Origin of the sequence: Pseudomonas sp. ADAK7, assembly GCF_012935675.1 — a bacterium.
Classification (GTDB): domain Bacteria; phylum Pseudomonadota; class Gammaproteobacteria; order Pseudomonadales; family Pseudomonadaceae; genus Aquipseudomonas.
Window position 1 is genome coordinate 4,219,247 of record NZ_CP052861.1, and the last position, 23,736, is coordinate 4,242,982.

General features: G+C 59.1%; 23 protein-coding genes and 1 tRNA gene. 11 read left to right on the plus strand and 13 right to left on the minus strand.

Annotated features, from left to right (window positions below; genetic code table 11):
• The first annotated feature begins 11 nt into the window (after positions 1–11).
• Entirely contained in the window at positions 12–1,622 is a 1,611-nt protein-coding gene (locus HKK53_RS19390) for an arylsulfatase (RefSeq protein ID WP_169372159.1), read from the plus strand.
• Between the two features lie 112 nt (positions 1,623–1,734).
• Here HKK53_RS19390 and HKK53_RS19395 read toward each other — a convergent pair whose 3' ends face one another.
• Complete coding sequence (locus HKK53_RS19395; RefSeq protein WP_169372160.1) at positions 1,735–2,808, minus strand: fatty acid desaturase; 1,074 nt, start codon at positions 2,806–2,808, stop codon at positions 1,735–1,737.
• Positions 2,809–2,908: 100 nt separating this feature from the next.
• Here HKK53_RS19395 and HKK53_RS19400 point away from each other — a divergent pair, with 100 nt between their 5' ends.
• Positions 2,909–3,913, plus strand: a complete 1,005-nt coding sequence (locus tag HKK53_RS19400) for an AraC family transcriptional regulator (RefSeq protein ID WP_169372161.1) — start codon at positions 2,909–2,911, stop codon at positions 3,911–3,913.
• 185 nt (positions 3,914–4,098) lie between these two features.
• Here the strand turns inward: HKK53_RS19400 and HKK53_RS19405 are convergent, their stop codons facing one another.
• The 3 genes from HKK53_RS19405 to HKK53_RS19415 form a co-directional block, all read right to left on the minus strand.
• Positions 4,099–4,347, minus strand: a complete 249-nt coding sequence (locus HKK53_RS19405) for a helix-turn-helix domain-containing protein (RefSeq protein ID WP_169372162.1) — start codon at positions 4,345–4,347, stop codon at positions 4,099–4,101.
• 112 nt (positions 4,348–4,459) lie between these two features.
• Entirely contained in the window at positions 4,460–4,825 is a 366-nt protein-coding gene (locus HKK53_RS19410; RefSeq protein WP_169372163.1) for a response regulator, read from the minus strand.
• 73 nt (positions 4,826–4,898) lie between these two features.
• Positions 4,899–5,585: a Crp/Fnr family transcriptional regulator gene (locus HKK53_RS19415; protein WP_169372164.1), complete on the minus strand. Its 687-nt coding sequence runs from the start codon at positions 5,583–5,585 to the stop codon at positions 4,899–4,901.
• Between the two features lie 84 nt (positions 5,586–5,669).
• Here HKK53_RS19415 and HKK53_RS19420 point away from each other — a divergent pair, with 84 nt between their 5' ends.
• Positions 5,670–6,188: an Mpo1 family 2-hydroxy fatty acid dioxygenase gene (locus HKK53_RS19420; RefSeq protein ID WP_169372165.1), complete on the plus strand. Its 519-nt coding sequence runs from the start codon at positions 5,670–5,672 to the stop codon at positions 6,186–6,188.
• A gap of 99 nt (positions 6,189–6,287) precedes the next feature.
• On the opposite strand, the gene HKK53_RS19425 is transcribed toward HKK53_RS19420, so the two are convergent.
• The 6 genes from HKK53_RS19425 to dibA all read right to left on the minus strand — a co-directional run bounded on the left by HKK53_RS19425 (position 6,288) and on the right by dibA (position 12,517).
• A complete protein-coding gene (locus HKK53_RS19425; RefSeq protein WP_123402745.1) occupies positions 6,288–7,277 on the minus strand; it encodes a sulfate/molybdate ABC transporter ATP-binding protein in 990 nt (329 codons plus the stop codon).
• 3 nt (positions 7,278–7,280) lie between these two features.
• Positions 7,281–8,153, minus strand: a complete 873-nt coding sequence (gene cysW, locus HKK53_RS19430; protein ID WP_054050211.1) for a sulfate ABC transporter permease subunit CysW — start codon at positions 8,151–8,153, stop codon at positions 7,281–7,283.
• 13 nt (positions 8,154–8,166) lie between these two features.
• Positions 8,167–8,985, minus strand: coding sequence for a sulfate ABC transporter permease subunit CysT (cysT, locus tag HKK53_RS19435; RefSeq protein ID WP_169372166.1), 819 nt, complete (start codon positions 8,983–8,985; stop codon positions 8,167–8,169).
• A gap of 70 nt (positions 8,986–9,055) precedes the next feature.
• Positions 9,056–10,069, minus strand: a complete 1,014-nt coding sequence (locus HKK53_RS19440) for a sulfate ABC transporter substrate-binding protein (RefSeq protein WP_169372167.1) — start codon at positions 10,067–10,069, stop codon at positions 9,056–9,058.
• A 144-nt stretch (positions 10,070–10,213) separates the two neighbouring features.
• Entirely contained in the window at positions 10,214–10,396 is a 183-nt protein-coding gene (oscA, locus tag HKK53_RS19445; protein WP_059404116.1) for a sulfur starvation response protein OscA, read from the minus strand.
• A 201-nt stretch (positions 10,397–10,597) separates the two neighbouring features.
• The gene (gene dibA / locus HKK53_RS19450) at positions 10,598–12,517 is read right to left on the minus strand and encodes a phosphodiesterase DibA (protein WP_169372168.1); all 1,920 of its coding nucleotides are present in this window, start codon (positions 12,515–12,517) and stop codon (positions 10,598–10,600) included.
• A 147-nt stretch (positions 12,518–12,664) separates the two neighbouring features.
• Between dibA and desA the strand changes: the two genes are divergently transcribed.
• Positions 12,665–13,849 (plus strand): delta-9 fatty acid desaturase DesA, encoded by a 1,185-nt coding sequence (desA, locus tag HKK53_RS19455; protein ID WP_123515975.1) that lies wholly within the window; start codon positions 12,665–12,667, stop codon positions 13,847–13,849.
• A 225-nt stretch (positions 13,850–14,074) separates the two neighbouring features.
• Positions 14,075–15,064 carry a GGDEF domain-containing protein gene (locus HKK53_RS19460; protein WP_169372169.1) on the plus strand — a complete coding sequence of 330 codons (990 nt, stop codon included), beginning with the start codon at positions 14,075–14,077 and terminating at the stop codon, positions 15,062–15,064.
• A gap of 126 nt (positions 15,065–15,190) precedes the next feature.
• Here HKK53_RS19460 and HKK53_RS19465 read toward each other — a convergent pair whose 3' ends face one another.
• From HKK53_RS19465 to gabD, 3 genes are all read right to left on the minus strand, one after another.
• Complete coding sequence (locus HKK53_RS19465; protein WP_169372170.1) at positions 15,191–16,405, minus strand: response regulator; 1,215 nt, start codon at positions 16,403–16,405, stop codon at positions 15,191–15,193.
• Between the two features lie 140 nt (positions 16,406–16,545).
• A complete protein-coding gene (gene gabT / locus HKK53_RS19470) occupies positions 16,546–17,823 on the minus strand; it encodes a 4-aminobutyrate--2-oxoglutarate transaminase (RefSeq protein WP_123515981.1) in 1,278 nt (425 codons plus the stop codon).
• A gap of 185 nt (positions 17,824–18,008) precedes the next feature.
• Positions 18,009–19,451 carry an NADP-dependent succinate-semialdehyde dehydrogenase gene (gene gabD / locus HKK53_RS19475; protein ID WP_054050229.1) on the minus strand — a complete coding sequence of 481 codons (1,443 nt, stop codon included), beginning with the start codon at positions 19,449–19,451 and terminating at the stop codon, positions 18,009–18,011.
• Between the two features lie 349 nt (positions 19,452–19,800).
• Between gabD and HKK53_RS19480 the strand changes: the two genes are divergently transcribed.
• From HKK53_RS19480 to HKK53_RS19505, 6 genes are all read left to right on the plus strand, one after another.
• Positions 19,801–19,877: transfer RNA gene (locus HKK53_RS19480), tRNA-Arg, on the plus strand.
• A 166-nt stretch (positions 19,878–20,043) separates the two neighbouring features.
• Positions 20,044–21,279: a tyrosine-type recombinase/integrase gene (locus tag HKK53_RS19485; protein ID WP_169372171.1), complete on the plus strand. Its 1,236-nt coding sequence runs from the start codon at positions 20,044–20,046 to the stop codon at positions 21,277–21,279.
• A 282-nt stretch (positions 21,280–21,561) separates the two neighbouring features.
• Positions 21,562–22,401 (plus strand): hypothetical protein, encoded by an 840-nt coding sequence (locus HKK53_RS32665; RefSeq protein WP_237150579.1) that lies wholly within the window; start codon positions 21,562–21,564, stop codon positions 22,399–22,401.
• 92 nt (positions 22,402–22,493) lie between these two features.
• Positions 22,494–22,814, plus strand: a complete 321-nt coding sequence (locus HKK53_RS19495; protein WP_169372172.1) for a helix-turn-helix transcriptional regulator — start codon at positions 22,494–22,496, stop codon at positions 22,812–22,814.
• Positions 22,811–23,419 (plus strand): hypothetical protein, encoded by a 609-nt coding sequence (locus HKK53_RS19500; RefSeq protein ID WP_169372173.1) that lies wholly within the window; start codon positions 22,811–22,813, stop codon positions 23,417–23,419. Before HKK53_RS19495 ends, HKK53_RS19500 begins: the two co-directional genes overlap by 4 nt.
• The gene (locus tag HKK53_RS19505; protein WP_169372174.1) at positions 23,416–23,721 is read left to right on the plus strand and encodes a hypothetical protein; all 306 of its coding nucleotides are present in this window, start codon (positions 23,416–23,418) and stop codon (positions 23,719–23,721) included. Before HKK53_RS19500 ends, HKK53_RS19505 begins: the two co-directional genes overlap by 4 nt.
• The last annotated feature ends 15 nt before the right edge of the window (positions 23,722–23,736 follow it).

A 23,736-nucleotide genomic window follows, 5' to 3' on the forward strand; every position in this document is an offset into this window, starting at 1 on the left:
GGAGACTTTTGATGCCGCAACGTCCCAACTTTCTGGTGATCCTGGCCGATGACCTGGGCTTTTCCGATATCGGCGCGTTCGGCGGTGAAATCGCCACGCCGAACCTCGATGCCCTGGCCAACAACGGCTTGCGCCTGACCGATTTCCACACCGCGCCGACCTGCTCGCCGACCCGTTCGATGCTGCTGACCGGCACCGACCACCACATCGCCGGCATCGGCACCATGGCCGAAGCGCTGACCCCGGAACTGATTGGTAAACCGGGTTACGAGGGTCATCTCAACGATCGCGTGGTGGCGTTGCCGGAACTGCTGCGCGAGGCCGGTTACCAGACGTTGATGAGCGGCAAATGGCACCTGGGCCTGACCGCCGAATTGGCGCCCCACGCACGGGGTTTCGAGCGTTCGTTCTCACTGCTGCCGGGGGCGGCCAACCATTACGGGTTCGAGCCGACTTACGATGAACACACGCCGGGTCTGCTGAAATCCACGCCAGCGCTGTACATCGAAGACGACACTTTTGTCGAAGAACTGCCGAAAGATTTCTATTCCTCCGACGCCTTTGGCGACAAGCTTTTGCAGTACCTCAAGGAGCGCGATCAGACGCGTCCGTTCTTTGCCTATCTGCCGTTTTCCGCGCCGCACTGGCCGTTGCAGGCGCCGGCGGACATCGTTGAGAAATATCGAGGCCGTTATGACGCCGGCCCTGAAGTGCTGCGACTTGAGCGTCTGGAAAAACTCAAATCCCTGGGGCTGATCGACGCCGATGTCGAACCCCATCCGCTGATCCAGCTCAACGCGCAATGGGATGCCTTGAGCGACGAACAACGGCAGGTGTCCGCGCGGGCCATGGAGGTTTATGCGGCGATGGTCGAGCGCATGGACTGGAACATCGGTCGCGTCGTCGATTACCTGCGCAAACAGGGGCAACTGGACAACACCTTCATCCTGTTCATGTCCGATAACGGCGCCGAAGGGGCGCTGCTGGAAGCCTTCCCGAAATTCGGCCCGGAGCTGCTGACGTATCTGAACCAGCATTACGACAACCGCCTGGACAACATCGGCCGTGCCAACTCCTACGTCTGGTACGGACCGAGCTGGGCCCAGGTTGCGACCGCGCCGTCACGGTTGTTCAAAGCGTTCACCACCGAAGGCGGGATTCGCGTGCCGGCGCTGGTGCACTACCCGCAGCTGTCGCTCAAGGGGCAGATCAGCCATGGGTTTGGCACGGTGATGGACATCACGCCGACGATTCTCGACCTGGCCGGCGTGCGCCATCCGGGCAAGCGTTGGCGTGGCAAGGACGTGGCGGAGCTGCGGGGGAAATCGTGGCTAGGGTTTCTGTCCGGCGAGACGGCGCAGGTGCATGACGAACACACCGTTACGGGGTGGGAGTTGTTCGGGCGACGAGCGATTCGGCAGGGGCAGTGGAAGGCTGTGTACATTCCCGGGCCAGTGGGGCCTGCGGCGTGGCAGCTTTATGATCTGGGGAGCGATCCGGGGGAGATTCATGATTTGGCGTTAAGTCAGCCGGACAAACTGACTGCGCTGATCGAGCATTGGCAGCGGTATGTGGATGAGACCGGAGTGATATTGAGTGAGTCGCCGTTTCAGCCGGATTAGCCACCGATCGTTCCCACGCTCCGCGTGGGAATGCCTCACCGGACGCTCCGCGTCCGCTTTGGGACGCAGAGCGTCCCTGGCTGCATTCCCACGCAGAGCGTGGGAACGATCATCACACCCGCACACCTTCTACGTGTTGTCCCTGAACGTCCTCCTTGCGCACAAACCGATTCGCCCGCCCAAACGTCCCGAAATCATTGAACCTCACACCCATCTCGCGCATCACTTTATGCGCCACCGGCACGGTCATCTGGCGGATGTAAAACGGCTCCTTCACCACAAAGTGATGAATCCCATGGCTGCTGCCGAAGTTGAAGCAAAACGCCTGCAACGGCCACATCCACCAAGGATTCAAAACCTGGGTTTGCTGGATCACATTCCCCAGTTCGACGTCACCGTAGTAATGCATGTTCGAGCTGACAAAGTGCAGGCAGAAAGTGCGCAACACGTTTGGCCCGATGATCACCACCGCCGCGATGTCGATCACCTGCATCACCGACAGCGTGGTCGCCGACCATTCAATCGGCGCGCCCATCAAATACGCGATGCCGTTGGCGGCATGGAAGCCGAGAAACACATACCACGCGCCCCAATGCACCAACGCGAGCGGCGCATAAACCTTCAAGGTACGTTGGATGATGTTGAATTTGTGCGCCCAGGTCTTGGCCCGCAGCATGCGGATAAACGCCGACATCACGTTATCGCCGACCATCAGCAACCGCGCGATGCCCCAGGGTTCGCCATTGGTTATCGCCCGCTCTTCCAGGTCGGTTTCGGTGCCGGAGACCTTGTGGTGATTAAGGTGCAAATGCCGACGAATCCACGGGTTGATCGTGCTCGGCCGCGCCAGCCAGACCAGGCCCATCATCACGTTGTGCGGCAGCCGCTGTTTGCGGAAGTACATGCTGTGGATCAGGTCGTGTTCCAGCTCGTGGGTCAACGAAGCGAAAAAGGCATTGAGCAACAGGCACACCCACCAGGCCATGTGCCCGGTGATGTAGAGCGCCGCCGAACCGATCATCCCGGTCAGGGCGAAGGCCAGAATACCCGCGCCCAGGGCGTCCTGATGATTGAGAATCGGGTAGCGTTTTCGCAGCTCGACGCCTCTGGCCAGCACCACTTCGCGAATATGGGCTGATCGTTGGGCTGCATTCAGTCGCTGGGGACTTGCAGAAGTACCGTCCATGCTTCCATCCTCTGGTTATTGATGTTCACATCCTGCCTTGTGACCTCTCACAAGATGGTAGCCGTGAACGCCAACCTGTTGACCGGAAGCGCCAATCAGCATGACTGAACCGACCTCCCTCGCCAGCTGGACCCGCGCCCTGCGCAAGCAACTCGATGCGTTGGGCCTCGACAGCACCGCCCTGTGCCAACAGGCGGGGCTTGATCCGCAGTTGATGGACGACCCTAACGCCCGTTATCCGTTGTCCAACACCACGCGCCTGTGGGAAATCGCCGTACAAGTCAGCGGCGACCCGGCAATTGGTTTGCGCGTTTCGCGCTTTGTCAGCCCGACCACCTTCCATGCGCTCGGTTATGCGCTGGTGGCCAGCGGCAGTCTGCGGGAGGTGTTCGAGCGCATCGTGCGTTATCACCAGGTGGTCAGCGATGCCCTGGAATTGGAACTGACCCGCAGCGACGACCGCTACCGTTTTCGCCTGAAAGTCCCGCCCGGCAACCCGGCCCCGGCCTTCGAAGCCATCGATGCCTTTGCCGCGATCTACGTACGCACCTGCCGCAATCGCCTGGGCCGCGACTACGCACCGCTGGCGGTGTACCTGCGTCGCCCCGAACCGGCGGACCCGCACCAATGGCACAAGGTCTTCCGCTCGCCGGTGTACTTCGCCGCCGCCGAGGATCGACTGGAATTCGCCCTGGTCGACTTCGAAAGCCACCTGGACGACGCCAACCCGGAACTGGCCGAACATAACGAAACCGTGCTCAAACGCACCCTGGCCCAGCTCAAACCGCTGACCTGGGAACGCAAGGTGCGCGACGCGATTGAAGAGCAACTGCCCGAAGGCGAACCCAGCGCCGAACACATTGCCAAGACCCTGCACCTGAGCCTGCGCAGCCTGCAACGGCATCTGGCGGACGAGGGTTGCCGCTTCGATACGCTGCTCAACGAAAGCCGCGAGAATTTGGCGCTATTGCACCTGCGTGATCCGCAGTGTTCGTTGAGTGAGATCAGTTATCTGCTGGGGTTTGCGGATACGAGCAGCTTCAGCCGCGCGTTCAAGCGCTGGACGGGGATGACGCCGGGGCAGTTTCGGGATGGGTTGCGCTGACTGACCTGGGAGGTGGGTTGCCTGGCCTGGCCTCTTCGCGGGCGAGCCTCGCTCCTACAGGTCATGCGCCAGTCGTGAAGATAGCGTTGACCTGTAGGAGCGAGGCTTGCCCGCGAAGGCGATCTTCAGTCCACCAAATCTTCCCAGCTTTTGACCAGACTCACGCGGCGCATGATTTCCCCAGATCAGTCGTGGAAGCTCATAGTTTTCAGGGTATCCAGAGTCGGACGCGTCAATTGTCGAGGCACGCCCGTGAGTTCATATCCGAAGCCACTGAGAATGGCTTGAACCTTGCGGATACCAACTTCGGAAATAGTGTTGTTCTCGATACCCGAAATGGTGGAGCGACTCATGCCGTACTGTAGCGCTAGCGCCTGTTGAGAGAGTTTTCTCTCTTTGCGCAATGTTCGGATCAATTTACCAAGGTTTTCCAATCGCTATACCTGCATCACATACAGTGCAAATTTCCACGAAGTGTGGATGTGCATTGTATTTAGTGCAGCTTTGGCGTGAAGTCCAGCTCATTTTTTGACCAGACTCTAGAAATCACCGCCCCCGATCCCGCCGCAACAACTTGCGCACCCGCGCCACCAGCTCACTCACGGCGAACGGCTTGAGCAAGTAGTCATCCTCATGCAATTCCAACCCGCGCAAGCGATCTTCGATGCCGTCCTTGGTGGTAAGGAACAGCACCGGCGTTTCGCCGAGTTTGCGAATTTGTTGCTGTAGCTGCCAGCCGTTGAGCCCCGGCAGCATGACGTCGAGGATGATCAGGTCGTACTCGCCGGATTCGATGAAGCGCCGGCCGTCCATGCCGTTGAGCGCCACATCCACCGAATAGCTCGCTTCATTCAGGCCGTTGGCCAGGACCTTGGCGACTTCAGGTTCGTCTTCCACTAACAGGACACGCATGGCACACCTCGATTATTCAGGGGTACAGGCTAGGCGCGTTCGGGCCGGTTGCCCATCACTAACTTCAATGGCTTTAGATTGTGGCCAATGCCCGCAACCGCTCGGCATCGAGGATTTCGATTTCGCCATAGCCCAGACCGATAATCCCCTGCCCCTGCAATTCCTTGAGCATCTGGTTGGTGGTCTGGCGCGACAGCGACAGCATCGACGCCAGTTGTTCCTGGGGCAGTTGCAGTACCCGGCGCGGCGGGTCGATTTCGCCGTAGCCTTCGGCGATCATCAGCAGACGATGGGCCAAGCGCGCCGGGGCGGGCATCAGGCTCAGTTGTTCGAGGTTGATGAAAGTCAGGCGCAGTTTGTGGCTCATCAGCAGCGCCAGTTGTCGCCAGTACAGCGGTTGTTCGTCGAGCAACTTGAGCAGCGCGGTTTGCGGGATGTGCAGCAGGGTGCATTGGCCTGCGCCGAACGCATCGTGGGTGCGTGGCTGGCCATCGAACAGGCAGATTTCGCCGAACCAGTGCGGTGCCTCGACCAGGCTCAGCAGCGCCTCCTTGCCCTGCTCATTCACCGCGCCGATGCGCACCGAACCCTCAAGCACCGCGTACAGCCCGCACGGCGGGTCACCGCGTTTGAACAGGCGCTGCCCCGGCGTCAACCGCCGCAACCGAGCTACGGTCAGCAGACTATCCTGTAAGAGAACAGGTAAATGGCTGAACCACTGCCCGCTCATCAGGCGCGAACGCCAAACCTGCATGTCCATGAAGACTCCTGGAAATTGTCGCCTGGCTGACAGAGCGAACGCTGAACCCGGGGCATGATCCATCACCCTACAGGAGGAATAACAATGAAAAGCCTCGTTGACCATCTCAGTCAATACGCCGCGTATCACCGTGACCCGCGCAATATCGTCAGCCACTTTATCGGTATTCCACTGATTGTGGTGGCGGTGGCGGTTTTGCTGTCGCGGCCGCAATGGGCGGGAGGCTGGGTTTCACCGGCGGTGCTGCTGGCGCTGGCGTCGGCGTGGTTTTATCTGCGCCTGGAGCTGCGCCTCGGGGTGTTGATGACGGTGTTGCTGGGCTTGTGCATTTGGGCAGGGCAAATGCTCGCGCAGCAAAGCACCATGATCTGGCTGAGCAGTGGCGTGGCGATGTTTGTGATTGGCTGGGCGATTCAGTTTGTCGGCCATCATTACGAAGGACGCAAACCGGCGTTTGTCGATGATGTGACGGGGTTGATTGTCGGGCCGTTGTTTGTGGTGGCGGAGTTGGCGTTTTTGTTGGGGTTGCGGCATGACCTCAAGGAGCAGATCGAGGCGCGGGTGGGCGGTGTGCGTTTGCGTCAGAAAAACGCAGCGGTGTAGATCGCATTCGCGGGCAAGCCTCGCTCCTGCAGGATTTTCGTCGGTCGTGATGACAACGTTGTCCTGTAGGAGCGAGGCTTGCCCGCGAAGCTTTTGATCTTAGATATTGGCGACTTTCTGCCAGACCTTGGGCTTGAAGAACAACGTCTCACCCTTGGCCAACCCGACCAGACTGTCGTGATCCTTCACCACTTCCGCCTCGATCAATTCGCTTTGCCCTTCCACCTTCAACGTCACCCGCGTGGTAGCGCCCAACGGTCGGATATCCCGCACTTCAGCCGCGTGGTGGTCCTCCAGCTCATGCCGCGACAGCGACACTTCGTGGGGGCGGAACAGCACGTGCTTGTCGTCCCCCAAGTGCAGACGGTTCGAATCGCCGAGGAAGTGATAAACGAAATCGCTGGCCGGGTTTTCGTAGACGTCGCCCGGTGAACCGATCTGCTCGATCACACCCTTGTTCATCACCACGATGCGATCTGCGACTTCCATCGCCTCTTCCTGGTCGTGGGTCACGAACACGGAGGTCAGGTTGATGTCTTCGTGCAACCGCGCCAGCCAGCGACGCAGTTCTTTGCGAACCTTGGCATCCAGTGCGCCGAACGGTTCGTCGAGCAGCAATACTTTCGGCTCCACTGCCAAGGCGCGGGCCAGGGCAATCCGCTGGCGCTGCCCACCGGACAGTTGCTCCGGGTAGCGATCCGACAGCCAATCCAGTTGCACCATATTCAGCAATTCGTGGACTTTGACCGCGATCTGGCTTTCGCTCGGGCGCTGGTTTTTCGGCTTCATGCGCAGGCCGAACGCGACGTTGTCGAACACCGTCATGTGGCGGAACAAGGCGTAGTGCTGGAACACGAAACCGACGTTGCGATCACGCACATCGTGGCCGGACACGTCTTCGCCGTGGAACACGATGCTGCCTTTATCCGGGGTTTCCAGGCCGGCGATGATCCGCAGCAGCGTGGTCTTGCCGCAGCCGGACGGGCCGAGCAGCGCCACGAGTTCGCCGCTCTGGATGTCCAGGCTGATGTCGTTCAGGGCCTTGAACGCGTTGAAATTCTTGCTGACGTTACGCACTTCGATCGACATGAATTATTCCTCCGCGGCGCTGGCGCGCAGGCGGTTAATACGGTTTTCGCTCCACTGCTTCAGCAGCAGGATGAAGAGCGCCATGATCAGCAACAGGCTCGCCACAGCGAACGCGGCCACGTGGTTGTATTCGTTGTAGAGGATCTCGACGTGCAGCGGCAAGGTGTTGGTCACCCCGCGAATGTGCCCGGAAACCACCGACACCGCACCGAACTCACCCATCGCCCGCGCGGTACACAGCACCACGCCGTAGATCAGGCCCCATTTGATATTGGGAACGGTGACGTGCCAGAACATCTGCCAGCCATTGGCGCCCAGCAGGCGCGCGGCCTCTTCTTCCTGGGTGCCTTGTTCCTGCATCAGCGGGATCAGCTCACGGGCCACGAACGGCACGGTGACGAAAATCGTCGCCAGCACGATGCCCGGCAAGGCGAAGACGATCTGGATGTCGTGATCCTGCAGCCACGGCCCAAACAGGCCCTGGGCGCCGAACATCAGCACGTAGACCAGACCGGCAATCACCGGCGACACCGAGAACGGCAAGTCGATCAGCGTCACCAGCATGCTCTTGCCACGGAACGAGTACTTGCTCACGCACCACGCCGCGCTGACGCCAAACACCACGTTCAGCGGCACCGAAATCAGCACGGCGATGACCGTGAGTTTCAGCGCCGACAAGGCGTCCGGTTCAAAGATCGCGGTGAAGAACGCGCCCAAGCCGTTTTTCAGGCCCTGGGAGACCACGATAAACAGCGGCAGCAATAAAAACAGGGTGAAGACCAGCCAGCACAAGCCGATCAGGATGCGCCGTGAAGTAGCGCTGCCACGGCGGGCAGCGTTGGCCGAAGAGGCGGCCGCAATAGACGATTGGGACATGGTTCGCGCCTCCTTATGGGGTTTCGATGCGCCGCTGCAGCAAGTTGATCAGCAGCAACAGGACGAAGGAAACCACCAGCATCAACACGCCAATGGAGGTAGCACCGGTGTAATCGTATTGGTCGAGCTTGACCATGATCAGCAGCGGCAGGATCTCGGTTTTCATCGGCATGTTGCCGGCGATGAAAATCACCGAACCGTACTCGCCGACGCCCCGGGCAAACGCCAGGGCAAACCCGGTCAGCCAGGCTGGCAGCAGCGCCGGTACGAGGATATGGCGGAACACCTGCAACGGTTTGGCGCCGAGGCACGCCGCCGCTTCTTCGACTTCACGGGGGATGTCGGCCAGAACCGGCTGCACCGTGCGCACCACGAACGGCAGCGTGACGAAGGTCAGTGCCAGGGTGATGCCGAGCGGGGTGTAGGCGATCTTGAAACCCATGTCCGCGGCGAACTGCCCGACCAGGCCGGTCGGCGTGTACAGCGCGGTCAGCGCGATACCGGCGACAGCGGTGGGCAGGGCGAACGGCAGGTCGATCATCGCGTCGATGATCTTGCGCCCCGGGAAGGTGTAGCGCACCAACACCCAGGCCAGCAACGTGCCGATGATGCCGTTGATGATCGCGGCATACAGCGCCGTGCCGAAGCTCAGCTTCAACGCCGCCAGCACTCGCGGCGCGGTGACGATGGCGTAGAACTGATCCCAGGTGAGTTGGGAGGCATGGATGAACATCGCCGCCAGTGGAATAAGCACAATCAGGCTGAGGTACACCAAGGTGTAGCCCAGCGTCAGCCCGAAGCCGGGTATGACGGGGGAGATACGACGCGACATAAAAGTCCTTGGTTGAGAACGCGCAAAGCCCCGACGGTTAAATCGGGGCTCGTTTTATGGCTGCTGCAAGTTACTGCGCCTGGTAAATCTGGTCGAACACGCCACCGTCATTGAAGAATTTCGGTTGGGCAGTTTTCCAGCCGCCGAAGTCTTTGTCGATGGTCACAAGGTCCAGTTTCGGGAACTGCTTGGCGTATTTGGCCGCTACGTCTTTGTCACGTGGACGGTAGAAGTTTTTCGCGGCGATTTCCTGACCGGCCGGGCTGTACAGGTGCTTGAGATAGGCTTCGGCGATCTGTTCGTTGCCCTTCTTCTCGGCGTTCTTGTCGACCACGGCCACTGGCGGCTCGGCGAGGATCGACAGCGAAGGCACGACGATCTCGAACTTGTCCGCGCCGCCGTCTTCTTTCAATGCCAGGAACGCTTCGTTTTCCCAGGCCAGCAACACGTCGCCCTGACCGTTGTTGACGAAGGTGATGGTCGAGCCGCGAGCACCGGTGTCCAGCACAGGTACGTGCTTGAACAGGGTCTGGATGTAATCTTTGGCCTTGGCCTCGTCACCGCCGTTGGCTTTCAGGCCATAAGCCCAGGCCGCGAGGAAGTTCCAGCGTGCACCACCGGAGGTTTTCGGGTTCGGGGTGATGACCGACACGTCGTTCTTGACCAGGTCGCCCCAGTCCTTGATGCCTTTAGGGTTGCCCTTGCGCACCAGGAACACGATGGTCGAGGTGTAAGGGGTGCTCGCCTCCGGCAGACGCGTCTGCCAGTCGGCCGGCAGGGTCTTGCCGAGTTTGGCGATTTCGTCGATGTCACCGGCCAGGGCCAGGGTCACCACGTCGGCGCGCAGACCATCGATGACCGCACGGCCCTGTTTGCCCGAACCACCGTGAGACTGCTGGATTTTCACGTTGTCGCCCGCGTGGTCTTTCTTCCAGAAGTTGATGAATTCGGCGTTGTAGTCCTGATACAGCTCGCGGGTCGGGTCATACGACACGTTGAGCAGCTCGTAATCCTTGGCAACCGCGGAACCCGCAAAAAGGGCGCTGGCCAGCGCGGCCAAAGCGAAATGACGAATCGACGACATGGTGAAAGCTCCTGGAATTCTGGTGGTGTTGGCTTTTCTTATGGTTGAAACCGGGTTGCCTGCTTAAAGATCGCCGCCTTCGAAAGCTCCTGCATCAATCCCCCGTAGGAGCTGCCGAAGGCTGCGATCTTTTGATCTTTCGCTTCAGCTCGGCTTGTTGGCCGGGTTCTGCAAGCGGAATTTCTCTTTGCGTTCGATCTGGACCACCTGGGCATTGTGCACAGTGATCTCCACCGCGCCGAAACGCAGATCACGCAATGCGCTCTGGATCTCACGCAAAATGGTTGCTTCGTCCTGGCCGTCAACGCTACGTAGGGATGCGCTCATGGTGCTGCTCCTTCGACTGAGAGGTTGCCTGGCAGTGGCGACACTGCTTGCGGCGTGAGGGCAATAGTAGATAGGCGCGGATATTCTTAAAAAGACTATTTAAGAATGTTTATATAACCAGAAAGTATTATTTGCTGGGACAAGGGGTTGCGGGGGATTTCACGCCCGATCATTCCCATGCTCTGCGTGGGAACGATCGGGTTAGCCAATCACTGGCGCCCGCGCCCAATCAAGTTGCTCTGCCGGCACCGGCCGCCCAAACCAATAACCTTGCCCCAGATCGCAATCGTGTTCGAGCAGGAACCCCGCCTGCTCCGCTTGCTCGATCCCTTCGGCGTGCACCTGCATCCCCATGCTTTTGGCCAACGCAATGATCACTCGCACAATCGCGCCGTCATCCTCATCCCACGGCAATCCGGCGACAAAACCCTGGTCGATCTTGAGTTTCTGCACCGGCAAGCGTTTGAGTCGCAGCAACGACGAATAGCCGGTGCCAAAATCGTCGATGGCCAGCCGCACGCCCAGTTCGCGCAAGCGGTGCATCTGCTCCAGCGCCACTTCCGGATCGTCCATCACCGCGCTTTCGGTGACTTCCAGTTCCAGGTACGCCGGATCCAGGCCGGTTTCGTGCAGCACGTGCGCCACCTGCTGATACAACTCGCGGCGGGCAAACAGGCGCGAAGACACATTCACCGCGACAAACGACAACACCACCCCAGCCTGTTGCCATTGGCACATCTGCTGACAGGCCTGCTGCATGACCCAGGCGTCGATCTCGGCGATCAACCCGGTGCGTTCGGCAACGGGGATGAACTCTGCCGGCGAAATCAATCCGCGCTGCGGATGCTCCCAGCGCACCAGCGCTTCGACGCCGATCAGGCGACTGGTTTTGAGGTCATGAACCGGCTGGTAGTAAACCCGCAGTTCCTGCAGTTCCAATGCGCGGCGCAGTTCGAAGGCGATTTCGACCCGCTGCTGGGCATGGGCGGTCAATTCTTCGGTGTACAGCGCGTAACCATCGCGCCCGGTGCTCTTGGCCTTGAACAGCGCCGAGTCGGCATTGCGCAGCAATTGCTCGGCGCTCAAGGCGTCGCTGGGGAACAGGCTGATGCCGATGCTGGCGTTGATGAACAACTGATGCCCATCGATCTCGAACGGCTCCTTGAGGCCATCGATGATCCGCTGCGCCAGCGCCGCTGCCTGCACCAGTTGCGGACAGTTTTCTGCGAGCACGGCGAATTCGTCGCCGCCCAAGCGCGCCAGGGTGATGCCCGGCGTGAACAAGCCTTTGAAACGTTCGGCCACCGCCTTGAGCATCTGGTCGCCGATGTTGTGCCCGAGGCTGTCGTTGATCATCTTGAAGTGATCGAGATCGATCATCAGCAAGGCGCAGCCACGCTTGTGCAATTGCGCCGACGTCAGCGCCTGCTCGACGCGGTCATTGAACAGTAGGCGATTGGGCAGGTCGGTCAGCGGGTCGTGGTGGGCCAGGTGCATCAGTTCGTGTTCGGAGTTCTTGATCGCGCTGATGTCGGAAAACACTGCCACGTAATGACTGATCCGGCCCAGATCGTCATGAATCAGGCGGATGGTCTGCCATTGCGGGTAGATCTCGCCGCTTTTGCGGCGGTTCCAGATCTCACCGCTCCACTCGCCAGTGCTGTCGAGCATGGCGAACATCGCCTGATAGAACGCTGGAGGGTGGTGACCGGACTTGAACAGGCTCGGCTGCTGGCCCAGGACTTCTGCACTCTGATAACCGGTGATTTCCATAAACGCCCGGTTCACATGCACGATCAGGCCTTGGCTGTCGGTCACCAGCACCCCTTCGCGGGTGCAATCGAACACGGCGGCAGCCTGGCGCAAGCGCTCGCGGTCTTCATGCCGCTCACGCAATTTGGCGCCGATCCCCAGGCAGCGGAACAATCTGGCCCGGGCGAGGAAGATTAATCCGGCGCTGAGCAGTACCCAGGCGTAACCGTTGATCAGTTGCCATCGCAACAGTTCATGTGAGCTATCGAAGAAACTGTTCAATAAATAACCACTGAACTGGAGCCAGGCTACTGAAAGCACCAGGTAAAGCAGCGCTGCACGCAAGGCATCGCGGTATGTGGCTGACATTCGGCCGTCCATGTCCCTACAAATGGGTTGGAATTATAGGTTAAAGAAACATCCAGCCACTCTTATCTGAAAGGGCGACTGGTTTTATCTGTGGGCTTAGTGATAATGCATCGGCTGTTTATTTATTTATCGAGGGCCCTATAGCCTATGTGGTACGAAGGTTTTCTCGGCTTGTCGCCCTGGTCACTGGTGGCAGTCACCCTGCTGATGACCCATGTGACCATTGTTGGTGTCACGGTCTATCTGCATCGTTATTCAGCCCATCGCTCCCTGGAGCTCAATGCCGGCCTGAAACATTTCTTCCGCTTCTGGCTGTGGTTGACCACGGCGCAGAACACCCGCGAGTGGACCGCCATCCACCGCAAGCATCACGCCAAATGCGAAACCGTCGATGACCCGCACAGCCCGGTCATCAAGGGCCTTTCCACGGTTTTGCGCAAGGGCGCCGAGTTGTACCGCGAAGAAGCGGAAAACCCGGAAACCCTGCGCATCTATGGCAAGAACTGCCCCGAAGACTGGATCGAACGCAATCTCTACAGCCGTTTCCCGCTGTTGGGCGTGGCGATCATGGGCGTCATCGACCTGCTGCTGTTCGGCACCATCGGTATCACCATCTGGGCCATCCAGATGATGTGGATCCCGGTCTGGGCTGCCGGCGTGGTCAATGGCCTGGGCCATGCCATCGGCTACCGCAACTTCGAATGCCGCGACGCGGCGACCAATCTGGTGCCCTGGGGCATCCTGATCGGCGGCGAAGAACTGCATAACAACCATCACACCTACCCTAACTCGGCAAAACTGTCGGTGAAGAAGTGGGAATTCGACCTCGGCTGGGCCTGGATCCAGGTCTTCAGTTTCTTCCGTCTGGCCAAGGTCCAGCGGGTGGCGCCGATCGCCCACCGGGTCGAAGGCAAGGGCAGCCTGGACATGGACACCGCCATGGCCATCCTCAACAACCGCTTCCAGATCATGGCCCAGTACCGCAAGCTGGTGATCGCGCCGCTGGTCAAGCAGGAGCTGGAAAAGGTCGATCATTCGGTCCGTCACCAGTTCCATCGCGCCAAGCGTCTACTCTCGCGGGAAACCAGCCTGCTGGATGACAAGCACCATATCCGCATCCAGAACATGCTCGAACACAGCCAGGCGCTGAAGGTAATTTACGAGAAACGCCTGGCCTTGCAGCAGATCTGGGTCAAGACCAGCTCAAATGGTCACGACATGCTTGCCGCCATCAAGGATTGGGTACACGAAGCCGAAGCCAGCGGTATTCAATCCCTGCGCGACTTCGCCGACCAGCTGAAAACCTACTCCCTGCGCCCTGCCGCAGTCTGACGCCGTTGATCGGTGCGCCCCATTCGCGGGCGCACCCTTCGGAACTAAGCTCCAAATCCCCTATCTCAAAGACACTTCGCCATCCAGGCGGGCCGAGACCTGTTATCAATTATTTCCCACCAACGCGTGACGCGCCTGTTGTGGCACAAGAAATAATCGATAAAGGGACCACGTAGTGGCCGCTTTCGAAACTCGAGCGGCGCACGCCCTTTGAGATTTGTGCCGATGGTCAATAAAAACCTACAAGACTCATCCCTCCCCCAGTGGCCAGAAGCCGCGCAAACCCTGATGGCGTTGATGCACGCCCAAGGTGAAGTCGCACGCCTGAGCGAACGCGAACAACTGTTCAGCTCGCTGCTGGTCAGCGTCAACGCCGTGCTTTGGGCCTTCAACTGGGAAACCCGTCAGGTGCTCTACGTCAGCCCCGCCTATGAACGGATTTTCGGCCGTTCCGCCGGTCTGCTACTGGCCGACTACAACCAGTGGCGCGACAGCATCTACCCCGACGACCTGGACTACGCCGAGCGCAGCCTGGCCGAAGTGCTGGAAAAAGGTGCCGTTGAAGACCGCGAATACCGCATCATCGCCGCTGACGGCCAGGTGCGCTGGCTCAGCGACAAGTGCTTCATCAACCGTCAGGCCGATCCGGGGCAACCGGTGATCATCGTCGGCATCGCCGAAGACATCACCGAAAAGAAGCAGATGGAAACCGAGCTGCAACGCCTGGCGACCACCGACGTGCTGACCCAGAGCAGCAACCGCCGGCACTTCTTCGAATGCGCCCATCGCGAGTTCGAACAGGCGCGACTGCAAGGCGCGCCGCTGGCCTTCCTGCTGCTGGACATCGATGATTTCAAAGTGGTCAACGACACCTACGGCCACCAGGGCGGCGACACCGTGCTGCAGCGCATCGCCGAGAGCGGTCGCGCGGCTTTACGTCGGGGCGATCTGTTCGGGCGAATTGGCGGGGAAGAGTTTGCGGCAGTGTTCCCCGGCTGCGCGCCGGACATGGCCATGCAAGTGGCCGAGCGCCTCCAACGGGAGATTCAGCGCCTGAGCTTCAGCCATGACGACCAGACCTTCGGCATCACCGTCAGCCAGGGCTTGACCAGCCTCACCAGCGAGGACGAAAGCCTCGACAGCCTGTTCGCCCGCGCCGATGCGGCGATGTACGAGGCCAAGCGCCAGGGCAAGAACCGCATCATCTCCGCCTGAGTTCGTGATCGTTCCCACGCTCCGCGTGGGAATGCATCCTGTGACGCTCTGCGTCACGAGTCTGGAAGGGACGCGGAGCGTCCCGGGCGGCATTCCCACGCAGAGCGTGGGAACGATCTCGCGGCGTTATTTTTTGCGTAGGCGCATCAATTCCGGCAACCCGATCTTCAGCAACCGCGCCGTCCGGCTTTTGGATAACTCCTCAATGCCCTCATGCTCGGTCAGGCGCGCCAGTTGCGCGGCCATGTTCATCACCAGCGCTTCGCGGGAGTAAACCCCGCCACCGAGCTGGTAGACCGCTGCAATCAACTCTCGCAACTCCAGCGGCAGGCGCCAGCGCGTTCGCAGCGCCGAGCCATACCCGGCGCCGAACTCGGCCAATGCGTCGCCGACCTCTTCCCATTCATCCAGCTCGCCGCCGGCCTGCTTCCATTCCTGCAAACAGCGCAGCAGCGCCAAGTCGCCGAGACGATGCAACATCCCCGCGCAATAACAGCGCTCCTGGTCCAGGTCCAGCAAGCGCGCCAGGGTCCGGCCATATTCGGCGGTGCGCAGCGACAGCTCCCAATACCGCTCGGCATAGTCCGCCAACTGCGGATCGCTAAGTCGCGCGCAACGCTTGAGCGCCAAGCCGAGAATCAGGTTCATGCTTTGCGCGGTGCCCAAGCGATGCAGCGCCTGGGACAGGGTTTGCACCCCCGCACCATGATGTTGCGCCGCACTGTTGGCGGCGGCGATCAGGACGGCAGTGATTTGCGGGTCATTGCGGATCTCGCCTTCCAGCAACGTCAAGTCGAGACCATTGGGATTAAGGCTGCGTTTGACCGCCAACTGCACGTCGGTCATCAACGCCGCACCGTCTGTCGACTCACGTCGCCGCTCCAGGTACACCGACAAGGTCATACCCGGCGACAACGTTGGCGCCTCGCACGAAACCTCTTCACCGGCGTTCAGCAGCAAATCCTGCAGACGAAGCGTCAGGCCTTCCATGTCCAGCGGTTTGGTCAGGTACGCGGTAGGCGCCAGGGGCAAGGCTTCGCGCACGCTCGCGATGTCGTTGCGACTGCTCATCAGAATGAACGGCAGCGGCGGGTTGCGTTTGCGCTGGCGCACACTGCGCAAGACGTTCATGCCATCGATGCCCGGCAACTCCCAATCGACGATCACCAAGTCATAAGGCACTTCCGACAGCAGCTCCATGGCCTGCTGGCCATCAGCACACAGGTCCAGCCGCGCGTCGCAGCGCACATTCAACAATACCTGCTTGAGCAGGTCGCGGGACCAAGGGTCAGCTTCGGCAATCAGCACTCGCGGAACAGCGGGTAACACCACAGCGGTCATTCGTACACTCCAACGGCAATGCATGAACCTTAGTCAATGCCGGCCTTTCGATACAGCGCGATGTGTTCCGCGGACACGAAAAAACCCGCCGAAGCGGGTTTTTTGTCGATCAACTCACATATTCATGTGAGCACTGTAAATCAGAGCTCCGAGAAACACTCTTCGATGATGGCCAGACCTTTGTCCAATTGCTCGTCCGGCGAAGTCAGCGGTACCAGCACGCGCAGAACGTTGCCGTAGGTGCCGCAGGACAGCAGGATCAGGCCCTTGTCGCGCGCCTTGGCCACAACGGCGGCGACTGCTGGAGCGTTCGGCTTGTGGCTGTCGCCGTCGACGAACAGCTCGACCGCGATCATCGCGCCCAGAGCACGGACTTCGCCGATCACCGGGTACTTGGCCTGGATAGCCTTCAGGCCAGTGACCAGACGCTCGCCGACTGCCTTGCAGCGATCCAGCAGGTGTTCTTCTTCGAACACTTCCATCACGGCCAGAGCCGCGGCGCAAGCGATCGGGCTACCGGCGTAGGTGCCGCCCAGGCCGCCTGGAGCAATGGCGTCCATGTATTCGGCTTTGCCGCACACACCGGCCAACGGGAAGCCGCCAGCGATGGATTTGGCGAAGGTGGTCAGGTCGGCAGCAACGCCCATCTGTTCCATAGCGAAGAAAGTGCCGGTACGGCCAGCGCCGGTCTGCACTTCGTCAGCGATCAGCAGGATGCCGTGCTGGTCGCACAGGGCGCGCAGACGCTTCATGAATTCTTTCGGAGCGACGTAGAAACCGCCTTCGCCCTGAACCGGCTCGATGATGATTGCAGCGATGTCACGCGGCTCGGCGTCGTTCTTGAAGATGCGTTCGATGCTGGCGATCGAGTCGTCGACGCTCACACCGTGCAGTTCGTTCGGGTACAGCGCGCGGAAGATGCCACCTGGCATCAGGCCCATGCCGGCCGAGTAAGGCACGACTTTACCGGTCAGGCCCAGGGTCATCATGGTGCGACCGTGGTAAGCGCCGGTGAACGCAATCACGCCGGCACGGCCAGTGGCGGCACGGGCGATTTTCACGGCGTTTTCTACCGCTTCGGAACCGGTGGTCACCAGCAGGGTTTTCTTGGCGAAATCACCTGGCACCTTGGCGTTGATTTTTTCGCACAGCTCAACGTACGGTTCGTAAGCCAGTACCTGGAAGCAAGTGTGAGTCAGCTTGTTCAGCTGCGCGGTCACGGCGGCGATGATTTTCGGGTGCAGGTGACCGGTGTTCAGCACGGCAATACCGCCGGCGAAGTCGATGAACTCGCGACCTTCAACGTCAGTCACGGTGGCGTTCTTCGCGGACTCGGCGAAGATCGGGTGAATCTGGCCAACACCGCGTGGTACAGCGGCTTCGCGGCGTTTCATCAGGGATGCGTTAGTCTTGCTCATAAAGTCCTCATTCACCGCTCATCGGGCGGCGTAGTTCAAGGAAAATGCGGCGGGGAGGCAACTACGGCAGCATGCGATGATCGACTGCCACAGCTTTCCCGGCCACAGAGAAAATTCCATTTGAAGCGCAGAAAGGGACAGCGCTCTCGTGCCCTTTCCGCTTGAAGCAAAACGCCTTGCCGAGCTTAGATGCCCAGGCAGAGGTATTTGATTTCCAGGTAATCTTCGATGCCGTACTTGGAGCCTTCACGGCCCAGGCCCGACGCCTTGATGCCGCCGAACGGCGCGACTTCGTTGGAGATCAACCCGGTGTTGACGCCGACCATGCCGTATTCCAGGGCTTCAGCCACACGGAACACACGGCCCAGGTCACGGGCATAGAAGTACGAAGCCAGACCGAACTCGGTGTCGTTGGACATCGCGATCACTTCGGCTTCGTCTTTGAAGCGGAACAGCGGCGCCAATGGACCGAAGGTTTCTTCCTTGGCCACGGCAGCGTTTTTCGGCACGTTGGTCAGAATGGTCGGCTCGAAGAAGTTGCCTTCCATGACCTTGCCACCCGCCAGAACGGTCGCGCCTTTGCTGATCGCGTCAGCAATGTGCTCTTGAACCTTGGCCACGGCTTTTTCATCGATCAGCGGGCCAGTGGTGGTGCCTTCTTCCAGACCGTTGCCGATCTTGAGCTTGGCCACAGCCACTTTCAGCTTCTCGGCGAACGCGTCGTAGACCGAATCCTGAATGTACAGACGGTTGGCGCAGACGCAGGTCTGGCCGTTGTTGCGGTACTTGGAAATAATCGCGCCTTCGACGGCCTTATCCAGGTCCGCGTCGTCGAACACGATGAACGGCGCGTTGCCGCCCAATTCCAGGGACACTTTCTTGATGTCCTTAGCGCATTCAGCCATCAACTGACGACCGATTTCGGTCGAGCCAGTGAACGACAATTTACGCACGATCGGGTTGCTGGTCAGCTCGCTGCCGATGTCGCCGGCGCTGCCGGAAACCACGCTGAACACACCGTTCGGAATACCGGCACGCTGGGCCAGTTCAGCCAGAGCGAATGCGGAGAACGGAGTTTGCGAAGCAGGCTTGAGCACCATGGTGCAACCGGCGGCCAGGGCCGGGCCGGCCTTACGGGTGATCATCGCGGCCGGGAAGTTCCACGGGGTAATTGCAGCGGTCACGCCGATAGGCTGCTTGATCACAATCAAGCGCTTGTCTGGCTGGTGGCCCGGAATCACATCACCGTAAACGCGCTTGGCTTCTTCGGCGAACCACTCAATAAAGGAAGCGGCGTAAACGATCTCGCCCTTGGCCTCGGCCAACGGCTTGCCTTGCTCGAGGGTCATCAGGCGAGCGAGGTCGTCCTGATTCTCGATGATCAGCTCGAACCAGCGACGCAGCTTATTCGCACGGTCCTTGGCGGTCAGTGCACGCCAGGCCGGCAGCGCTTTATCAGCGGCTTCGATGGCACGGCGGGTTTCGGCAGCGCCCATCTTCGGCACAGTGCCCAGAATTTCGCCCGTTGCCGGGTTATTGACCTTGATCGTCTGACCGTTGTCCGCATCGACCCAAGCGCCATCGATAAAGGCTTGCTGGCGGAACAACTGGGTGTCTTTAAGCTGCATGTCGGCTTTCCTTAACAGCACCGCGACCAGCGCGGAGCGAATTATGATTGTAGAAAGGCGCCTCGAAGGCTGCCGTCAGGGAAATCATTCACCGGGCTGAAGCACATAAATAGCGCACTGATCGAAACTCGTGCGGTTCAGCACCCAGACAAGAGCGTTTGAAATCTCGAACGAATCCTAGGATCAATGCCGGGAAAGGACAATAGGGCGTTCGAAAAAAAGAACGAAAACGGCGCATTTGCGGATTTTTTCTGATCAACGTAGCAAACGGCTGTTACAGGTTAGAAAAACACAGGCTATTCAGCAGCATGGACGCCCGCAACGCTTATGAGTATCATGGCGCCCGCTTGCACCAGTAGCTCAGCTGGATAGAGTACTGCCCTCCGAAGGCAGTGGTCGTGGGTTCGAATCCCGCCTGGTGCACCATATAGCAGTCTAGACCTGTCTCAGACAGTCTACGAAACCCCCAAGAAGCCCGCCCTGTGCGGGCTTTCTTGTTTCTGGCTATCCATCCCTGTCTACCCCTATAACTTCACGCCGTGTATGCCCACGTGTATGCTTTGAGATTCATTGAACTGGAGGCATACACGCAGTGAAGCGTTCTGAAATCAAACGCCGCCCACTGGCCGACACTACTCTCGCAGGATTGGAGCCGGAGAATGCGACGTACCGGGAGCAAGACGGCAACGGCTTGTATTTTCGGGTGAAGGCAAATGGGCAGAAGTCGTGGGAGTTGCGCTACAAAAAACCAGACGGGAAATGGTCCTGGCTGGGCCTAGGCGGTTACCCCGAAATCAGTGGTTCGCTAGCCAGGCAGAAGGCGGCGCAACTGCGGGATGACGCATCGACTGGTAAAAATCCTTTAGTCAGTAAGCAGGCTCGTAAGATTGCTGACCGGGTGGCTGCCAACAACACTTTCGAAGCATTAGGCCGCGAATGGTTTGAGGCTAGGCGCTCAAGCTGGGAAGCCGGCACGTCCCGTCGAGTCCTTGGAGCCCTGGAGCTTCACGTATTCCCCGTTTTCGGCAAACGCATCTACACAGAAATACTGCCCCTTGAATGGATGGAGTTTCTGCGCGGCATGGAGCAGAAAGGGATCATTGAGCAAATGGGCAGGGTTCGGGCCTTCTGCAAAGAGATCTACGACTTGGCACGCGTGACGGGCCGAGCGATCCACAACCCACTTGAAGGCCTCAATAAATTTCTACAGACACGCAGTGCTGAAAATTATGCACACGTATCAATAGAAGAGTTGCCTGCATTACTTCGTGCTATCAACTCTTACCCTCACGCGAAGGATGTCCGTCTAGGTCTACGTTTGCTCGCCTTATTAGCAGCACGCCCGAGTGAGATTCGAGAGGCACGTTGGTCAGAGATCGACCTCAACAAAAAGCTATGGACGATTCCAGCCGAGAGAATGAAGCGTCGTCGCGAGCATGTTGTGCCTCTATCTCGCCAGGCCATTGAATCAATAACGGAGCTACGCACGCTGACAGGTGCATACCCCCTCCTCTTCCCAGGGAGAAAAGATCGAACCATCCCCCGTAGCAATACCGTCTTTCTGATGGCGCTGCGCAGACTGGGATACGCGGGCCGGCAAACTGGCCATGGTTTCCGCCATATCGCGAGCACGATTCTTAATGAACAGGGCTTTGACGAGAACCACATTGAGGCCCAGCTTTCTCATGTAAAAGAGGGAATTGCAGGGGTGTACAACAAGGCGGTGTACCTGCCTCAGCGCAAAGTCATGATGCAGTGGTATGCAGATCATCTCGATGAGCTAGCCACTGGCAACGTGGTGCAAGGTCAATTTGGAAAGGTGATATGAGGGTTCTTATCCATCCCTCCTCCAAAAGAGGTGTAACGCGTGTTACTCGTGTAACACACCTTGCCAACCGACTGAATTCGTTGGCTTTTATTCCTGTAACACGTTTGTGCGACATTCAATACTCTCCGTGTAACGCCGTCCTACTGTGTAACGCCAGAACAAGCCCTCACCTGCTGCAGGTCGACGTTCTGCGCTCGCGGCTAAAGCGCGACTCTCGCTGGTCATGCCTGCAAAACGCAGGGCGTGGGATCGAGCGTTACACGATGCGGGAGAGGCTGAACAATGACTCATGACCAGATCATTGCGCACTCAGCACTAACGTCTGGCCTGAGGGGGTATCTATCAGACCAAACGCTTTACGCTCTCTGCCGCGAACAGCTCACTGACGTGTGCTACTTGATCGATCAGTGTTGTCTGCGCATCCAGAATGGCGGCATAGATAGCGATCTCAGCAACATGTGCATCAAGACCACCGTACATGAGGAGACCATTTTCCAGTATGCGTCCACTGACCACAGAGCGCGCCTCGCGCATTGGGTTCGCCAATACAGCAACTGTTACTCCGCTTCGGAGCGAGAGGCGCACGCGGCCTACATCATGGCATGCGCCGTGAAGGCACTCGGGATCTTGGGCGACTGGATGCGTGAAGCCGATCAAAAGGTCTGGTCATATGTGTCGAAGCATCCGACCGACTGGCCGTGGGATTTCTACTGCAACTTTGTGGAGACGCAGATTGATCCTGAAGAGCGCATTGAAGCACTCGATCAATTCGCACTTCATCTGGAGCCGATTATTTCGCTGCCCTGCCTGGTCAGTGATGAATTGACCCCCTTCGCTGATCGGGCTATCAAAAACGCCATTCGCACGAAAGGCGGCATCATCAGCGGAATAGAGCGGGCTCAAGACATAAGCGCACGCGACGCGGCAATCACAAATCAAGGCCGCCACTACTCGGCGAACGGCATGTCAAGGAGGGACATCACATCGAAGGTGCATTCCTGGCTTAAGCAGGAGGTCGCAAAACCACCCGCGCAGCGCCCTGAATGGATCGCCCTTGAAACCGAAAAGGTGCTGTCGCGCAAGAGCGTGGAGGCGATTCTCAAGCGCAATTTCGTGGTGTAAACCTGAAATTTCAAATGGAAGTGAACTGCTCACCGCCGCTCAATATCTAGACCATTGCTCTCGTCAGTCCAAACCAATCGAGAGCAATACCAATGACAAAGAACTTCGCCCACCTGCCCGCTCCAACCTTCTCAAATCTTTCCAGCCCCTTCGACTCCACTTCCGCCGTACCAGACTTAGCAACTCCATTTGACCCCGCCACCACCCTCATCAGAATGCCGCGTCTTGAGATCGCTACGGGACTCAAGCGCTCAACGATCTACAAGCTTATGCAGTGCCCCGAAAGTGGTTTCCCACTGCCAGTCAAACTGAGCAACAGCAACGCACGTGGTGCACCGGTTGCCTGGGTTTTTTCTGAAGTGCAGAGCTGGGTCAAAAGTCGTATTGAAGCCCGCGACCAGGTGGCCGCATGAAGCGCAATTTCTGCCCTTTCAAGGGGCCGTTCCTCGACTCCTACAGCATCGGATTCCGCCTTTACCAAGCCGGAGCAATCAACTGGCGTCATCGCACCATCGCGGGCGTGAGCTGGAACGGTGAAGAGCAGGAAGCGTTCTTTTTCAGCCCTGACGGCCTCGTTCTCCCACTGAAAGCCAATCCTTGGGAATTGCCTGAACTGATCAGCAAAAACGCGGTGCGCAGAGAGTTTTCGTGCGTCTACGGCACCGGTTATTTCGCCATGAGTGAAAGCCGCCTCGCCTCGCTAAAAACGCGCGGTCTGACCGACTGGGTCACCTACTGGCTGGTGGATCAATCGGCCGGGTATGCGAACGATCCGGCAGTCTGGCAACGCATCACGGATGAGGATCTCGCCGTGGAAAAGACCGCAACCGAGCGCCTTCACCAAAGCATGCGCTTGACCTCGGATCTGGCCGAGTACGTGGATGAGTGCCTCGCACAGCATCGCGATGTGATGGCCGTCGAATACCGCCGACGTTGCGCCGAAGACAGCAAGATCTTGGCTTGGCTCAAAGGCGAGACACCGCCGCCGCTGTTTGCCTCCGCGCAGGAGGCAGCATGAGCCGAAAGATCGCCGACAACACTCTGATGCACCCGTTTTCAGTGCTGCGCCGAATTGGCTTTTCGCCCCGCCTCATGCAGCGCCTTGAGCGCTATCGCAGCCAACAGGACAAGCTGGGCCGCGTCGTTAGCGTACTCAGCTGGGCCGACGGCACCTGGTGCGCCCTCTCCCTCCACTGCGAAAAGACCGGAGCCGTGATCGTCGATGAAGGCCAGCAAACGCAAGCCTACGAAGACGCACGATCCATGCTCAATGGTGGCTTCCTGCCCCTCCTGTCCCTGCGCTGGGAAGCCCATGCCTGAAACGAAAACGCCTCC